The organism is Streptomyces sp. NPDC017448, from assembly GCF_044330565.1.
Taxonomy (GTDB): Bacteria; Actinomycetota; Actinomycetes; order Streptomycetales; family Streptomycetaceae; genus Streptomyces.
Genome location: NZ_JBIRLM010000015.1, coordinates 178,676 through 194,767, shown reverse-complemented (window position 1 = coordinate 194,767; position 16,092 = coordinate 178,676). Strand labels below are relative to the sequence as shown.

Genomic DNA, 16,092 nt, shown 5'->3' with positions numbered 1-16,092 from the left:
GGGGGGGGGGGGGGGGGGGGGGGCTAACAGGCCGGGGGGGGGGTTAATTCGGCCAGGGGGCCCCGCCCCCCACCCCCCCCCTTAGGGGGGGGGGGGGGGGGGGGCGGGGCCCCCCCCCGGCCCCGTCCCCGCGCCGCTGACCGTCCCGAGCATGTCCGCCGGTCCCGATTTCGTCCTGCGCCCCTGGGAGATGAGCGACCTCCCCCTGGTCCGCGAAGCCTCCCGCGACCCGTACATCCCGCTGGTCACCACCGTCCCGGCCCGCTACTCGGACGTGGCCGCCGAGGCGTTCGTCCGCCGGCAGTGGGAGCGCGCGGCGACCGGGGCGGGGTACCCGTTCGCCGTCGTCCGCTCCCGGGACCGGCGTCCGGTCGGCGCGATCGGGCTCTGGCTGCACGAGCTGCCCCAGGGCCGCGCCTCGCTCGGCTACTGGCTCGCCCCGTCCGCGCGCGGCCAGGGCGTGGCCCGCGCCGCGCTGCGCACGGTGTCCGGGTGGGCCCTGCGCGACCTCGGCATCCCCCGCCTCCAGCTCTACATCGAGCCGTGGAACACCGCCTCCGCCCGGGTCGCCGAGGAGGCCGGCTTCCGGCGGGCGGGTCTGCTGCGCGGCCGGCAGCGGGTCGGCGACGAGCGGCGCGACGTGGACGTGTACACGCTGCTGAACACCGACGGACCCGTGGACGGCCGGGCGGCGACCGCGAACTGAACAGCGAGGCGTTACGATCGCGGGCACCGCTGCCGACCAGCAGCCGACGACCGGCAGCCCAGCACCAGGAGTACCGAACTTGTCCGCACCACGCATCGGCGTATCCATCGTGACCATGGGGGACCGCCCGCAAGCGGTCGAGGCGCTGCTGGCGTCGGTCGCCATGCAGGATGTCCGGCCCACCCGCCTCGTGATCATCGGCAACGGCACGGCCCTCCCGGACTACGCCTCCACCCCCGGCCTGGAGGATCTCGACGGCGGGGTGACCACCATCGAACTGCCGGAGAACCTCGGGTGCCCCGGCGGCCGGAACGAGGGGCTGCGCAGGCTCGCCGAGATCGGCGACGTGGACGTGGTGGTCGAGCTGGACGACGACGGGCTGCTGGTCGACAAGGATGTCCTGCGCCGGGTCCGGGACCACTTCGCGGCCGACGACCGGCTCGGCATCGTCGGCTTCCGGATCGCCGACGAGCACGGCGAGACCCAGCGGCGGCACGTGCCCCGGCTGCGGGCCGGCGACCCGATGCGGGGCGGCCCGGTCACGGCGTTCCTCGGCGGCGGCCACGCGTTCTCCATGAGGATGCTGGCGCAGACCGGCCTCTGGCCCGCCGAGTTCTTCTTCACCCACGAGGAGACCGATCTCGCCTGGCGCGCGCTCGACGCGGGCTGGAAGGTGGAGTACGACCCCCGGCTGCTGCTCCAGCACCCGAAGACGTCCCCCGCCCGGCACGCGGTCTACTACCGGATGACGGCCCGCAACCGCGTCTGGCTGGCCCGCCGCAACCTGCCCCTCCCCCTGGTCCCCGCCTACCTCTCCACCTGGACCCTGCTCACCCTCGCCCGCACCCGCGACCCGAAGGGCCTGCGCGCCTGGGCGGGCGGCTTCGCGGAGGGCGTCCGCACCCCGTGCGGCGAGCGACGACCGATGCGGTGGTCGACGGTCTGGCGGATGACCCGGTTGGGCCGCCCGCCGGTCATCTGACCCGCTCCCAGGAGCCGCGGCCCCCGGCGATCACGGGCTCCAGCGGTACAGGACATCGGGTTCGTTCTCCTCGTTGCGAGCGCCGTCGTCGAACGCGACGGCGGTGAACCCGTGCCGTTCGTAGAAGGCGCGGGCGGCGGCGTTGCGCTGGAACACGTACAGGCTCAGCGCCCCCTTCGCCGCGCCGCGCACCTCGGCCAGCAGCCGGCTCCCGATCCCCCGCCGCAGCGCGTCGGGCCGCAGATAGAGGTGATCGAGTTCCCCGTCCACGTCGGGCCCCCCGCCCCCGGCGAGCACGGCGAACCCGAGCAGTTCCCCACCCTCTCGCGCTTCCTCGGCCACCCACACCCCGGTACTGGTGGGCAGCACGACATGGGTGATCCAGGCGAGGGTGTCCTCGTCGCTGTGGAGCCGGGCCAGATACGGCATGGCAGCGGCACGGGAGTCCAGGAAGACCCGCGTGACGGCCTCGGCGTCCTCGGTGGTCGCCGGGCGCAGCAGTACGCCCCGATGGTCCGGCCGCTCGGCTCCGGTGCTTTCCGTGGCGCTCATCGTCCCGTCTCCCCGCTCTGTCGGTTCGGCGCCCGCCGGTCCCGGCCGACGCTCGATCAGCGGTGATGAGAACATGCCGAAGGTCTTGTGCGCAGCTGGAATAACGCGACCTCACCGGGCACGTGCCGAGCCGCCCCGGCGGGGCGCGCGACGGCCGGCAACGGTCGAGTCACGCCCGGGGGCGGCAGAGCGGTGACCGGCGTGTCCGGTCCGGCTACGTCCGGCAGGCGCGGCTAGTCGGTGTCGGTGGCGGCCAGCACCGCGATCCCCTGCCCGTCCGGGCGGAGCGCGGCGACGGCGAGGTCCCACACGATCTCGTAGAACCACGAGGAACTCGGGGCCATACGGAGCCAGGTCGTCCGCCCGGCCGCCTCCGCCACCTCGGCGAGCGGCCTGTCCGTCGGGACGTCGGTCAGACCGGCGAGCGAGCGCCAGGCGGCGAGCCGCCCGTACGCCCCGTGGAGGCCGGAGCCGTACGCGGGTGACCGTACCGCGGCGGTGAGGAGCGTGCGGAACACCGTGTCCGAAGTGGCCGGGTGCGGTTCGGAGGGGCCCTCCTCCGCCGGCCAGGCGGTGAGCGGCAGCCGTTCCAGAACCGCCGGGAAGTCCTCGGCCCGGACCGGGTCCGGGGTCCAGAACTCCTGCGCCGCGATCTTCCCGTTGGACTGGGCACACCAGTGCTGTACGGCGGCTCCCGCGGCCTCGGTGAAGGCGGGCCCACTGATCTCCGTCAGGTCGACAGCCGCCGTGCGCCGCCGCATCGGCGCGGTGGCCTTCAGCGGCTGCGTGGCGAGGGCCGTGGTGCGCCAGGGCGGCATCGCCCACGTCCAGCCGTCTCCCGCGTCCGGGGGACGGCACAGCCCGGACTCCACAGGCAGCAGAGCCGGCGGAAGCGCGCCGAGCGGATGCCCTTCGGCGACGAGTGACGCCGCGCGGGCGGAAAACCCGGGAAAGCTCTCCACCGGAGCGCCCGCGAGCACGTATTCGTGGACCAGGCATGCGGTGAGTTCTCCGCGGTGGACCGAGGCGTTCCGCTCAGTGAACATCGTCTGTTCGACGTCCTCGATCCGGTGCCCGTGGGCGATCAGCGCCGCGAGTCGTCGCTCGGCCCGGAGTCGTTCCGCCGTATCGGCGCTGAGCGACACCGGCACCCGCAGCAGCGCGCGAAGGCTGTCCGGTCCCGGTTCGGCGGCGAGCGCCCGCAGAATGTCGTCGAGGACGACCCCGTGGTTCCGGGACTCCGCCCCGGAAGACCGGGAGACGAGCTCGGCCCCCAGCTCACCGGCCCATCCGCAGTCGCCCGCGGAGACGCGCGACCGGATTTCCCTGCCGAGGGCGGAGAGGTCCGCCGGGCCGGCCGCGGACAGCCCTGCCACCGTTCGGGACAGTGCTGTACTCACCGCGAAGAACCTCGTTTCACGTGCGTACGCCGACGACTTGGCCGACGCCTGGGCGTCGGCCAAGTCTAACGGAGCCGATTCGGCGACTACCGTCTGGCGGCCGGGTAGGCGCTGAGAATCAGGTTGGTGGCGGGGTCGACGATCATCTGGATGTGATCCTCGCCCTTCGTGCCGATCACCTTGTCCATCGGGATGATGAACTTGAAGGAGTCGTTCGGATCCGTGATGGCCCGCCCCTTCCTGATCCACGCATCGTCCACGAGGTCCAGGAGCTTGATCGGGTCGATCTCGGTGAACACGGTGTGCGTGATCCGGTCCGGGTCCGCGACGGTGTGCGCGAGGATGTGGTCGATCTTGTGCCCGTGCTTCTTGTCGGCGCCGTAGATCAGCCCCCCGGGCGACATGAAGTTGCCGTCGCCGAGGTCGGCGAAGGCCACGGGGCAGGTCGCGTTGTGCACGAGCACCGGGGTCTCACCGGCGAGCACGTAGTAGGTGTTGAGGTCCTGCACCGACAGGTTGAACACCTGCTGGACACGGGTTTCGCCCCGGGTCCCCACGACCGTCGCGGTCGTGCCGTCGGGCGTGCGCAGCCGGTCCCCGGTGACGAGGTCCTCGGCGTTCACCCAGTGCTTGCGGTTGGCGGTCCAGACGGGGTGCCCCGCCGTGGCCGTGAACGTGCCGACCGCGTCGCCCGCCGAACCGTCCTCGTCCACCGTGATGGTCACCAGGCTCTTCAGGCCCTTGCTGGTGAACACGTTGTCGACCGGACGCTGTCCGGTCTTCCGCGTGACCGGGTCCGTGGCGAGAACCCGGTCCCCGACCCGGAGTTCCTTGATCTGCTTGGTGCTGCCGTCGCCCATGCGGACGGGCGTCTGCGGAGTGAAGCTGTTGCACTTGCGGAGGGCCTTGCCGCCCTTGCTGAACAGTGACTTGAAGAAGCCGCTGGCCTTGTCGCCCCACTTGCCGAACTTGACGGCGCTGGCACCGTATCCGAGGCCCGGAACCATGGACGCGCACGACAGAGCGGCGTCGCCCAGTGCGTCCGTGTTGCCGGACGCGGACTCTCCCCCGTACCAGGCACAGTTCGCACCGTCGGCGATCTCACCGAAGCCGGGGATGAGGCCGAGGACGTCGAGCGCGAAGTGACCGCCCTCGGAGAGGACCGCCCCCCAGTCGATGTCGTCGCTCTCCTCCAGCCACTTGTTGAACGCCTTGGTCTCCTCCCGGTACTGCCGGGCCTCCTCGCTCTTGAGCTTGGCCTCCTCCTCGGCCTGCTTCTTCTCGACGGCGATGATCAGTGCGTCCTTGGCCGCCTTCTCGGCGGCGGCGGCGTCCTTGCCGGCGGCTTCCGCGGAGGCGCGCGCGGCGTTGGCCGAGGCCCATGCGTTGCTGGCGGAGACCTGGGCGCTGGCGGCGGACCTCTCGGCCTGGGCGGCCGAGTTGGTCGCCCGCTGTGCGGCGTTGTGCGCCTGGGCCTCGGCGTCACGTGCCGTCTTGGCGGAACTGGCCGCCTGCGCGGCCGAAGCCTCGGCATCCCGCGCGGAGTTGCGGGCGTCCTCGGCGTACTGGTCGGCCTTCAACGCCGACTCCGACGCCTGGCGCGCGTATTCCTGCGCTTCCGCGGCGGCCTTACGGGCTTCGGCGGCCACCTTGGCGGCCAGCAAGGCGTTCTTCTGCGCCGTCGCGGCCACGCTCGCAGCGCCCGCGATCAGCCGCTGGACACGGCCCACATGCGTGGCCGTCAGCAAGTCCGCGCGCGCCGCGCGGTACTGACCGACCTCGATGAAGTCGTGCAGCATCTCCGCAGGACCGGCCAGCGCGATCTGGGCGGCGGCCTTGAGCTCGGGGCCACCGCTCTGCACAAGCTGGACGGCACGCACGCGCTCGTCCGCGCTCCGGGCGCTGTAGTAGCCCTTCGCGACGAAGTCCCGCAGCGCGTCGGTCGTGCCGGCGTTCAGGGCGGCTTCGGCGTCCTTCGTGACGCCCGGTCCGGCTCCGTTCATGAGCTGGACGACCCTGATGCGGTAGTCGGGGGCGGCCGCCTGGTGCTGGCCGGTCTCCAGGAAGGCGCTGACGGCGGCCGCGTCCTTGCCGAGCGTCACCTGTGCGGCACTCCGCACCGCTTCGTACTCCGAGTCCCAGGCGAGCTGGGTGACACGATCGAGCTCGTCGTGCCGACGCGCCAGCTCCCGCCCCGTACGGACGTACTCGACGACCGCGCGGTCGGAGCCCGACAGCGCGACCTCAGCAGCCGTGGCGCCCGCGGCACGTGCCGTTCTGGCCATGTGCAGGGCGATCTTGCGGGCCTTGGGGGCCACGGCGGCGAAGTCCACGTCCGGCTGCGAAACCTCCGTGGCGAGCTGCTCGGCCTCCCGATCGTTCTCCTGTGCCTGGGCGATCGCCTTCTGCGCTGCGGCCCTGCGCTCATCGACGGCGATCTTGGCCGCCTTCGCCTCTTCCAGGGCGGTGGTGGTGCGGTCCGCCAGCTCGGCGGCCTCCACCTCGCGAGCCAGGTCGAAGGCGACACGGGCCTTGGCTACGGCGGCCGTCGCCGCGTCCGCGGCGGACTTGGCCGCTGCGGCGTGCTTGGTCGACTCGGCGGCGGCGGTGGCCGCTTCCCCCGCGTGTTCGGCCGCCTCGTCTGCGGCGGTCGCGGCCTTCTCGGCATGTTCGGCGGCCGAGTTGGCCGCGTCCCGTGCCTCGTAAGCGGCCTTGGCGGACTTGGCCGCCAGGGACTCAGCCCGCGCGGCGGCGGCGCTGGCCGCGGCCGCGTGGCGGCGCGCGTCGGCAGCGGCGGCCTTCGCCCGCTGCGCCTGCGCGCTGGACACGTTCGCCTGACCGCTGGCCGCCTCGGCGGCGACCGCGGCGGCGTTCGCGTGCGATCCGGCACCGGCGGCGGCCTTCGCGGCGTTGCCGGCCTCGGTCGCGGCGGTGCCGGCGAACTGGGCGGCCTGGGCAGCCTTCTTGGCCCCTGCCGCGGCCTTGCGCGCTCCCTCGGCCGCGGCACGCGCGGCGGACGCCTTGCTCGCGTCGGTGGCTGCTGCCGCAGCGGCGTTGCGTGCGTTGGACGCGGCCTGCGCGGCTGCGGACGCCGCGGACGCCGCCTGTGATGCGGCATTGGCGGCGATACGGGCCGATGTGTTCGCGGCACGAGCCGAGCTGATGGCCTCCTGCGCAGCCTTGGCGGCGCCGTTCGCCGCATCCGCCGCGCGACCTGCGGCGTTGGATGCCCGCTTCGCGTCGTCCCGGGCCGCGGCGGTCTCCGCTGCGGCGGTCTCCGCCGCCTCCTTGGCGAGCTTGGTGGCGGCGATCGCCCGCGCCGACGCCTCCTTGGCCGCTTCGGTCTCCACCTTGGCCTGACGCCCGGCCTCCTCGGCCAGCGCGACCAGTTCGGAGATGGTGGCCAGTTCCTGGTCGCGGCTGCGCGCGATGTGCTGGCCCACGAGCAGGAACTCGCGTACGTCCTGGATGGAACCGTTCATCGCGGTCTTGGCCGCCTGCTGCACGGCAGGCCCACCCGTGCTCAGGATCTGGACGACGAGGACGCGGTCGTCCTGCTCCCGGGCCGCGTACTGCCCCTCGGCTATGAACCTGCGTACGTCCTCGATGGTGCCGTTCAACGCCTTGGTACCAGCGGCCTTCACTCCCCGCCCGCCGGCGGAGATGAGCTGCACGGCACGGACCCGCTGGTCCTCCTCGAGCGGCGCCTTCCAACCGTCCGCCAGAAACGCGGTCAGATCCGCGGGCGAACCGGCCAGTGCCGTCTGCGCCGCCTCACGTACGGCGCGGCCTCCCGCCGAAAAGATCTGAACTGTCTCGACGCGCGCGTCGCTGAGTTGGGCGATCTCGTTCTCGTGGTCCAGGAACTGGCGCACGTCGGCATCCGAGCCGAGCAGAGCGACCTCGGCGGCTGCTTTGACGCCGGGCCCGCCCGACTTCCACAGCTCCATCACCCGGCCGCGGTCGGTCGCGGGAAGGTAGTCCCCTTCCTGAGACGTCCCGCTGTCAGCGGCAACTGCTTCTCCGGCCCAGGGGCTGGGGCCGACGAGTCCGACGAGGAGCGCCAGCAGCAGGCTCAGGCACAGGGCGCCCAGCCCCGTCCGCGAACCACCACCGCGCACCGGCCGCCCCACGGCGACCGCACGTGATCCGGAAAGCGCCGTCCGGCCCCCGCCGGGCGCTCGCTGCCTCTGTCTCTCTATCAATTTACGTAATCCTTCGGCTGGTTCTTATCGGGACGGAGAGAAAGGGTTGGCGCACTTTCCCCACATCCGTGAAGATGGCGAACCACGCACAAGACGCATCAATGACCGTTCAGGGCCATAAATGCAGCAAACTGCCCTTAAAGGCGACGCTTTACCATCCCCCGAAAGACCTTCCCCCCTCAATCCCGCGTATACTACCTTCGGCAATCACCCAGCCACGCGCGCCAATTGACCGAAAGGTGACCCCGGTCACATTGGTTTGTGCGCCGCGACGGGGATACCTTTCCTTCACATTCCCCTCAACTTTTTTCTGGGGATACCTCGCCAACCGGGCGCCGCCCGGCCAGACGAATGGACGAACCATGGCGTTCCGCCTCCGAAGAATCCTGATTCCGTCGCTCGTGGGCGCCACCGCCGCCGCACTGGGCTGGTCGACGCTCGCCGTCGCCAACGCGGTGTCCCCCGACGAGAAGACGCAGCAGTCCGCGGCGGCCACCGCGGAGGCTCCGCCGTACGCGGTCGAGGACTTCGCCTACCCCGGTGCCGACAAGATCGAGCAGACCCGTGGGCTCAAGCTGTTCCGGGGCGACGGCCACATCGTCCTGGCCACCTGTGACGAGACGCCCGATCAGATCCGGATCTGGAGCCGTCAGGGCGACGAGGGGTCGAGGTTCTGCTTCCGCGCGACGGCGAGCAAGGGCTTTCTGACGCTCGAAGTGCCGCAGGTCTTCGCCGTCCAGACGGCGGACCGCCCCGTCAGCGCGGATCTGTCCAGCGAAGGCAAGACCCAGACCGTCGACGTAGCGAAGGACACGCTCAAGGGCGTCGGCGAGGGTGTCGAGGGGGCGGACGCCGTACTGGTCGAGCTCCGCGTCACCGGCTGAGGCTTCCGACCCGTCCCGGCGGCCTCATCGCACAGAGGACCGCCGGCCCGGAGGGGCCCGGCGGCCGAAAGCGGGGGAATGGCAGACGAGCCGGCCTGTACGCCGGGTTCTGTCGCCCGGTCGCCTCGCGGCGGCCGGGGAGACGGCCATCCATCTAGGACCGGCATTGCTGCCGGCCTCCTGCGGTCTACCCGTGAACTCGGGCGAGCAGCCCTCGAACGTTCACGCAGAGCCGTCCCGTTTCCGGCACGGCCCCTTTTGACCTTGCTCCGAGTGGGGTTTACCTAGCCGCCTGAGTCACCTCAGGCGCTGGTGGTCTCTTACACCACCGTTTCACCCTTACCCGCGACCGGAGTCACGGGCGGTCTGCTTTCTGTGGCACTGTCCCGCGGGTCACCCCGGGTGGCCGTTAGCCACCACCCTGCTCTGTGGAGCCCGGACGTTCCTCGGGAGAATCCGGGGATCCTCACGCGGCCGTCCGGCCGACTCGTCTGCCGTACCGCCATCGTACCGGGCCGTACGGGCAGCTCGACCGAGGTCCCCGCCCTCCCCGGCCGAAGGCCGTGCCTTCCTGGCCGGAGTCCGTGCCTTCCTGGCCGGAGTCCGTGCCTTCCTGGCCGGAGTCCGTGCCTTCCTGGCCGGAGTCCGTGCCCTCCCGGCCGGAGTCCGTGCCCTCCCGGCCGGAGTCCGTGCCCTCCCGGCCGAGGTCCCCGCCCTCCCGGCCGACGGCGAAGGGGCCGGGCGGCGGAAGCGGTTTTCCGTACGTACCGGGTGCGGTGGGGGCGGTGGCCGTCGCTCTCCGGGCCGCTGAACCGGACCGCCGCACGGTCGTCCCGGTCGATGAGCGGACGGAGCCGGAAGCCTTCCGGTGCGGCCGGGGCCGGGACTCCTCCGGGCCGGCTTCCGCCCGGGTGAGCGGCACGTGCGCCCTTGACCTTGTCGCGACGTCAGCCTTTCTACTGACCGCATGCGTATCGGAGAGATCGCCGCACTGGTGGGAGTCACCTCCCGGACCGTGCGGCACTACCACCACATCGGGCTGCTGCCCGAGCCCGCGCGGCGGGCCAACGGCTATCGGACGTACACCGTCCGCGACGCCGTGCTGCTGGCCCGGATCCGGCGGCTGACGGAGCTCGGACTCTCGCTGGACGAGGTGCGGGACGTGCTCGCCGACGACGCGGGGCGGGAACTGGCCGAGGTGCTCGGGGAGCTGGACGCCGACCTGGCGCGGCAGGAGGGGGAGATCCACGGGCGGCGGCAGGTCCTGGCCGCGCTGCTGGAGGCGCCGCCCACCTCGGACGGGCCGCTCTCCCCCGCCCTCGCCGCGCTCCTGGAACACGCGCCCGCCACCGCCTCCCCGGCTGCCGCGAAGGACCGCGAGCACCTGGCGCTGCTGGACGCGGCGGGCGACGAGGCCGGGGCCGCGGTGTTCACGGTGCTGCGGCCGCTGGCCGAGGACCCGGCCGTGCTCGGGTTGTACGAGCGGTTGGACGAGCTGGACGGGGCCCGGGTGGACGACCCGCGGATCGCACCGCTGGCGGCCGAGCTGACCGCCGCCGTACCGGACGAGGTCCTGGCCGTCATCCCCGACGGGGAGCCGTCCGCCACCGGGGTCGGTCGGGTACTGCTCGACGACTACCCGCCCGCGCAGCGCGAGGTGGTGCGCCGGGTGATGGAGGGGCTGGTCGAGCGGGTGCGGAGAAGGGGGAGGTCATGAGCGCGGGAAGAACGGCGGGGCCGCGGGGGGCGCGGATCGCGATGGGGGCGGTGCTGTCCTGCGAACTGGCGTTGGCGGTCTGCCTCGTGGCGGGGGTGCGGTTCCCGGCCCCCGTCCTGTTCGGGGCCGAGGCGCTGGTCGTGGGGATGCTCGCGCTGGAGGTCCACGCCCTGCGGCCCCTGTACGCCGACCGGCGGCGAGCCGGTGACGGGCGGCGGGAGGCCGGCGCGGCGGCGCTGCGTGCCGTGGTACCGGTGGGCGTGCGGCGGCTGGTGGTGCACGAGTTCCGGGCGGTGCACAGTCTCGGGCTGTGGCTCCTGCGCCGGCGCCACCGGCTTCCGGCGGGCTCCCGGCCGTTCGCGTACACCGAGCCGCAGACCTGGACCATGGGGGTGCTCCTGCTCGCCTCCGCCGTGGAGACCGTGGTGCTGGCGCTGGTGATCCCCTGGCCGCTGGTCCACGCGATCGTGCTGGTGATCGGCGTGTACGGAATCCTCCTCGTCCTCGCCCTGCACGCGGCCTGTGCGACCCGGCCCCACGTGGTGGCGGCGGACGGGGCGCTGCGGCTGCGGTACGGGGCGCTGTTCGACCTCCGGGTGCCGGCCGTGGTGATCGCCTCCGCGCGGGTGGAGCGGCGCTTCACCGACGGGGGGCTGCTGCGGGTGGACGAGGAGGGAGCGCTCGACCTGGCGGTGGGGAGCGGGACGACGGTGAGCGTGGAGCTGACGGAGCCGGTGGAGTTCGTGCGGCCGCTCGGCCGGCGCGGGAGCGCCCGGACTCTCCGCTTCCACGCGGACGACCCCCGGGCGGTGGTCGCCGCGCTCGCCCGGCGGGGGCCTGCGGAGCGCGGGACGACGGCGGCCGGTGCGCCGCCGCGCCCCCGTACCCTTGCCGGGGACCGGGGGCCCGCACGCCCACCGGGTCCGCGCTCGCCGTACGTATGAAGGAGAACCGCCGTGCTCGTGCTGTTGCCGCCCTCCGAAGGAAAGGCCGCTTCGGGGCGCGGGGCTCCCCTGAAGCAGGAGTCGCTGTCGCTGCCGGGGCTCGGCCCGGCCCGTGCGGCGGTGCTGGACGAGCTGGTGGAGCTGTGCCGGGCGGACGAGGAGAAGGCCCGGGAGGTGCTGGGGCTGAGCGTGGGCCTGGCGGGCGAGGTGGGGAAGAACGCCGAGCTGCGCACCGCCGGGACCCGGCCGGCCGGGGAGCTGTACACCGGGGTCCTGTACGACGCGCTCGACCTGGCCTCCCTGGAGGCGGGCGCCCGGCGGCGGGCGGCGGCATCGCTGCTGGTCTTCTCGGGGCTGTGGGGCGCGGTCCGGATCGGCGACCGGATTCCGCCCTACCGCTGCTCGATGGGGGTGAAGCTGCCCGGGCTCGGCGCGCTCGGGGCGTACTGGCGCACCCCGATGGAGAGCGTGCTGCCCGAGGCCGCCGGGAACGGGCTCGTCCTGGACCTGCGGTCCTCCGCGTACACGGCGGCGTGGAAGCCGAAGGGCGAGGTGGCGTCGCGGACGGCGAGCGTGCGGGTGCTCCACGCGCAGACCGTGGACGGCGTGGAGAAGCGCTCCGTGGTGAGCCACTTCAACAAGGCGACCAAGGGCCGGCTGGTGCGCGATCTCCTGCTGGCCCGCGCACGGCCCGAGGGCCCGGCGCAGCTGGTGGAGGCGCTGCGGGACCTCGGGTACACGGTGGAGGCCCAGGCCCCCGCGCGGGCCGGGCGGCCGTGGTCGCTGGACGTGGTGGTGACGGAGATCCACTGACCTCCTCCCTCCCGCCCCACCGTTGCACTCTGCGCAACGCTCGTTGCAGAGACTGGCCCGCTCGCGGCAGGATGGCCCCATGACCTCCTCCTCCGCTCCCGCCGCCCCCTCCGACGCCTCCGTCCTGGATCTCGCGCCCGTCATCCCCGTCGTCGTCCTGCACGACGCGGCCGACGCGGTGCCGCTGGCGCGGGCGCTGGTGGCGGGCGGGCTGCCCGCGATCGAGGTGACGCTGCGGACGCCCGCCGCCCTGGCCTCGATCCGGGCCATGGCCGCCGAGGTGCCGGGCGCGGTGGTCGGGGCGGGCACGGTGCTCTCGCCGCAGCACGTGCGGGACACCGTCGACGCCGGGGCCGGGTTCCTGGTCAGCCCGGGGTGGACGGACGCACTGCTGGAGGCGATGAAGGCGTCCGGCGTGCCGTTCCTGCCGGGCGTCTCGACCACCTCCGAAGTGGTGGCCCTGCTGGAGCGCGGGGTGGTCGAGATGAAGTTCTTCCCGGCCGAGGCGGCGGGCGGCACGGCCTATCTCAAGGCCCTGTCCGCGCCGCTCCCCCAGGCCCGGTTCTGCCCGACCGGCGGGATCTCGGCCGCCTCCGCACCCTCCTATCTCGCCCTGCCCAACGTCGGCTGTGTGGGCGGCAGTTGGATGGTGCCGGGCGACGCGGTGGCGGCGAAGGACTGGGACCGGGTGGCCCGTCTGGCCGCCGAGGCGGCGGCGCTCGCCCCGTGACCCCCCGGCGCCGCCGGACGCCCTCCCGCCCCCGCTAACGCAGGTGCGAGGTGTCGTTGAGCAGGCGTACGGAGGCGTTGCCGTCGCCGTAGTACGCGACGGTGGAGATCGAGGCCGCCGACAGCTCCATCCGGAACAGCGCCTCGGGCGGGGCTCCCAGGGCGAGCCGGACGAGCGTCTTGATCGGCGTCACGTGGGTGACGAGCAGGACCGTGCGGCCCGCGCACCGCGCGACGATCCGGTCCCGGGCCGCGGCGACCCGCTCGGCCACCTCCGCGAAGCTCTCGCCGCCCCCGGTCGGGGCGGTGTCCGGGGAGGCCAGCCAGGCGGTGAGGTCGTCGCCGTACCGCTCCCGCACCTCTCCGAAGGTCAGCCCCTCCCACGCCCCGAAGTCCGTCTCGCGCAGCCCCTCGTCGATGCGGACGTCCAGGCCGAGGCGGGCGGCGACGGCGGCGGCGGTCTCGCGGCAGCGGCGCAGCGGGGAGGCGACGATCTCCTGGACCGCGCCCAGGGCGGCGAAGTGCTCCGCCGCGCGCTCGGCCTGGCCGCGGCCGGCGGCCGACAGCTCGGGGTCGGTGCCGCCGCTGCCGGAGAACCGCTTCTGGGGCGTGAGGGCGGTCTCGCCGTGTCGGAGCAGCACGAGGGTGGCGGGAGCCCCCAGGTCGGACGCGGAGCCCCAGCCGGCCTGCGGAGTGCCGGCCGTCTCCAGCGGGGCGGCGGCCCTCCCCTGCGGGTCCGGTACGGAGACTGCCGGGTCCGGCACGGAAGCCGCCGGGGCGAGTCGCACGGGCGCCGCGGCGTCCGGAACCGGCGCGTCCGGTTCACCGGCCCCCGGCAGCGGGAAGAGCCCTTCGGGGGCCCCGCCGCCCCGCGCCGCGGCCAGCGCCGCGCGGGCCCTGGCCGCACCCGCGGCCTGGTCGCCGGGCGGGCCCTGCGCCGGAGGCGGGGCGCTCGCGGTGCGGGCGCCCGGGGCGTCGAGGGCGGCGGTCGAGGCGGCCGCCTCCCACTGCCGCCCGTCGCGGCCCGCGTCCATCGCCTCGTTGGCGAGCCGGTCCGCGTGCTTGTTCTGCGCGCGCGGGATCCACTCGTACGTCACCCGGGACGGCGGCAGGATCGCGGCGGCCCGGGCCGCCAGGGGCTTCATGTCGGGGTGCTTGATCTTCCAACGGCCCGACATCTGCTCGACCACGAGCTTGGAGTCCATCCGGACGTGGACCCGCAGGGCGTCCCCGGCGTCCGGGAACAGCGCCTTCGCGGCGGTCAGACCGGCGATCAGCCCCCGGTACTCGGCGACGTTGTTGGTCGCGACGCCGATGTACTCGGCGGCCTCGGCCAGCGGCTCACCGGTGGCCGGGTCGATGACGACCGCGCCGTAGCCGGCGGGGCCCGGGTTGCCCCGGGAACCGCCGTCGGCCTCGACCACCACCTGGTGGACGACGCTCATTACAGGCCCGACTCCGCGGTGCGGACCAGGATCCGGTGGCAGTTCTCGCAGCGCAGGACCGTCTCGGGGGACGCGGCCTTCACCTCGTTGACCTCGGCCATGTTCAGCTCCAGCCGGCAGCCCTCGCAGCGGCGCTGGTAGAGCCGGGCGGCGCCGACCCCGCCCTGCTGGGCGCGGAGCTTGTCGTACAGCTTCATCAGGTCGGCGGGGACGACCTCGGCCACGACCTGGCGGTCCTTGGCCACCGTGGCGGCTTCGGCGTCCAGTTCGGCGGTGGCGGCGTCACGGCGGGCGGTGGCGGCGTCGACCTTGGCCTGGACGGCGGAAACCCGCTCGGTCAGCTCGGTGACGCGCTCCTGGGCGGCCTCGCGGCGCTCCATGATCTCCAGGACGACGTCCTCCAGGTCGCCCTGGCGCTTGGCGAGCGAGGCGATCTCGCGCTGGAGGCTCTCCAGGTCCTTGGGCGAGGAGACCGCACCGGAGTCCAGGCGCTGCTGGTCGCGGACGGCGCGCTGGCGCACCTGGTCCACGTCCTGCTCGGCCTTGGTCTGCTCGCGGGCGGTGTCGCTCTCCTCGGTGGTGGAGGCGACCAGCAGGTCGCGCAGCTGGGCGAGGTCGCTGCCGAGCTGCTCGATCTCGGCGTGCTCCGGCAGCGAGGACCGCTTGTGGGCGAGCTGGGCGAGCCGGGTGTCGAGGGCCTGGACGTCGAGAAGTCGGATCTGGTCGGCGGGCGCGGCGTTCAGTTGGGGGCTCCAGAGGAATGGTGGGTGGTCCAGGGATCGGTGACCTGCTTCGAGACGTGGACCCGCAGGCCCCATCCGTGGCGGTCGGAAAGCGCGTCGAGCTGGGCGGCCGCCTGCTCGCACCAGGGCTGCTCGGTGGCCCAGTGCGCGGCGTCGACGAGGCCGAGCGGCGTGTGCTGCACGGCCTCGGACGCCGGGTGGTGGCGCAGGTCGGCGGTGAGGAAGGCGTCGACGCCCGCGGCGCGCACGGCGTCGAAGAGGCTGTCGCCGGAACCGCCGCTGACGGCGACGGTGCGCACGAGCGCCTCCGGGTCGCCGGCCAGCCGGATGCCCTGCGCGGTGGCGGGGAGCCGGGCCGCGGCCCGGGCGGCGAAGGCGGCCAGGGTCTCGGGGTGGTCCAGTTCGCAGATCCGGCCGAGGCCGCGCCGCCCGTGCGGGTCGGTCGGGTCCGGTACGAGGGGGCCGGTGACGCGCAGGTCCAGGGCCCCGGCGAGGGCGTCGGAGACGCCGGGGTCGGCGGTGTCGGCGTTGGTGTGCGCGACGTGGAGCGCGATGTCGTGCTTGATGAGGGTGTGGACGACCCGGCCCTTGAAGGTGTCGGCGGCGACCGTCGTCGTCCCGCGCAGGTAGAGCGGATGGTGGGTGACGATCAGCTGGGCGCCGAGCTCACGGGCCTCCTCGGCGATCTCGCGGACCGGGTCGACGGCGAACAGCACCCGGTCGATCTCCGCGTCCGGGTCGCCGCAGACCGTCCCGACCGCGTCCCACCCCTCGGCCCGCTCGGGCGGCCAGAGGGCGTCGAGGGCGGCGATGACTTCAGACAGACGGGGCACGGGGGAAAGGCTACCTGTCCGACGCGGCCGGGCGCCCCGGGGCGCCCGGCCCCGCCGCCGCGGGCGGCGGGCCCCGGCGGCCCGGCGCGCGCCCGGGCCCGCCGCCCGGCCCCCCGCCCCCCCGCCGGCCCCCCCGCGG

The 16,092-nt window shown here is 73.8% G+C and carries 13 protein-coding genes and 1 other RNA gene; 7 read left to right on the top strand and 7 right to left on the bottom strand.

The window, feature by feature from the left end:
• Positions 1–151: 151 nt before the first annotated feature.
• Positions 152–706, top strand: coding sequence for a GNAT family N-acetyltransferase (locus ACH4K1_RS23820; RefSeq protein WP_398091335.1), 555 nt, complete (start codon positions 152–154; stop codon positions 704–706).
• 79 nt (positions 707–785) lie between these two features.
• A complete protein-coding gene (locus ACH4K1_RS23815) occupies positions 786–1,688 on the top strand; it encodes a glycosyltransferase family 2 protein (protein ID WP_398091333.1) in 903 nt (300 codons plus the stop codon).
• Between the two features lie 30 nt (positions 1,689–1,718).
• Here ACH4K1_RS23815 and ACH4K1_RS23810 read toward each other — a convergent pair whose 3' ends face one another.
• The 3 genes from ACH4K1_RS23810 to ACH4K1_RS23800 all read right to left on the bottom strand — a co-directional run bounded on the left by ACH4K1_RS23810 (position 1,719) and on the right by ACH4K1_RS23800 (position 7,761).
• Positions 1,719–2,240, bottom strand: a complete 522-nt coding sequence (locus ACH4K1_RS23810) for a GNAT family N-acetyltransferase (protein ID WP_398091331.1) — start codon at positions 2,238–2,240, stop codon at positions 1,719–1,721.
• Between the two features lie 233 nt (positions 2,241–2,473).
• Entirely contained in the window at positions 2,474–3,640 is a 1,167-nt protein-coding gene (locus ACH4K1_RS23805; RefSeq protein ID WP_398091329.1) for a DUF6183 family protein, read from the bottom strand.
• 86 nt (positions 3,641–3,726) lie between these two features.
• A complete protein-coding gene (locus ACH4K1_RS23800) occupies positions 3,727–7,761 on the bottom strand; it encodes a polymorphic toxin-type HINT domain-containing protein (RefSeq protein WP_398091328.1) in 4,035 nt (1,344 codons plus the stop codon).
• A gap of 446 nt (positions 7,762–8,207) precedes the next feature.
• On the opposite strand from ACH4K1_RS23800, the gene ACH4K1_RS23795 reads away from it, so the two are divergent.
• Complete coding sequence (locus tag ACH4K1_RS23795) at positions 8,208–8,729, top strand: hypothetical protein (protein ID WP_398091326.1); 522 nt, start codon at positions 8,208–8,210, stop codon at positions 8,727–8,729.
• 82 nt (positions 8,730–8,811) lie between these two features.
• Here the strand turns inward: ACH4K1_RS23795 and rnpB are convergent.
• Positions 8,812–9,219, bottom strand: an RNA gene (gene rnpB, locus ACH4K1_RS23790) — RNase P RNA component class A.
• 477 nt (positions 9,220–9,696) lie between these two features.
• On the opposite strand from rnpB, the gene ACH4K1_RS23785 reads away from it, so the two are divergent.
• The 4 genes from ACH4K1_RS23785 to eda all read left to right on the top strand — a co-directional run bounded on the left by ACH4K1_RS23785 (position 9,697) and on the right by eda (position 12,933).
• A complete protein-coding gene (locus ACH4K1_RS23785; RefSeq protein ID WP_398091324.1) occupies positions 9,697–10,446 on the top strand; it encodes a MerR family transcriptional regulator in 750 nt (249 codons plus the stop codon).
• Positions 10,443–11,390 carry a hypothetical protein gene (locus ACH4K1_RS23780; RefSeq protein ID WP_398091323.1) on the top strand — a complete coding sequence of 316 codons (948 nt, stop codon included), beginning with the start codon at positions 10,443–10,445 and terminating at the stop codon, positions 11,388–11,390. Before ACH4K1_RS23785 ends, ACH4K1_RS23780 begins: the two co-directional genes overlap by 4 nt.
• 12 nt (positions 11,391–11,402) lie before the next feature.
• Complete coding sequence (gene yaaA / locus ACH4K1_RS23775) at positions 11,403–12,203, top strand: peroxide stress protein YaaA (RefSeq protein ID WP_398091322.1); 801 nt, start codon at positions 11,403–11,405, stop codon at positions 12,201–12,203.
• Between the two features lie 79 nt (positions 12,204–12,282).
• Positions 12,283–12,933 carry a bifunctional 4-hydroxy-2-oxoglutarate aldolase/2-dehydro-3-deoxy-phosphogluconate aldolase gene (gene eda, locus ACH4K1_RS23770; protein ID WP_398091321.1) on the top strand — a complete coding sequence of 217 codons (651 nt, stop codon included), beginning with the start codon at positions 12,283–12,285 and terminating at the stop codon, positions 12,931–12,933.
• A gap of 34 nt (positions 12,934–12,967) precedes the next feature.
• Here eda and ACH4K1_RS23765 read toward each other — a convergent pair whose 3' ends face one another.
• Genes ACH4K1_RS23765 through ACH4K1_RS23755 form a run of 3 tightly spaced genes read right to left on the bottom strand, consistent with a single transcriptional unit; the run spans position 12,968 to position 15,953 of the window.
• Entirely contained in the window at positions 12,968–14,377 is a 1,410-nt protein-coding gene (locus tag ACH4K1_RS23765) for a bifunctional RNase H/acid phosphatase (RefSeq protein WP_398091319.1), read from the bottom strand.
• Positions 14,377–15,120, bottom strand: a complete 744-nt coding sequence (locus ACH4K1_RS23760; protein WP_228992985.1) for a zinc ribbon domain-containing protein — start codon at positions 15,118–15,120, stop codon at positions 14,377–14,379. Before ACH4K1_RS23760 ends, ACH4K1_RS23765 begins: the two co-directional genes overlap by 1 nt.
• Complete coding sequence (locus ACH4K1_RS23755; protein ID WP_398091318.1) at positions 15,117–15,953, bottom strand: Nif3-like dinuclear metal center hexameric protein; 837 nt, start codon at positions 15,951–15,953, stop codon at positions 15,117–15,119. The genes ACH4K1_RS23760 and ACH4K1_RS23755 overlap by 4 nt, the downstream gene beginning before the upstream one ends.
• Positions 15,954–16,092 lie beyond the last annotated feature (139 nt).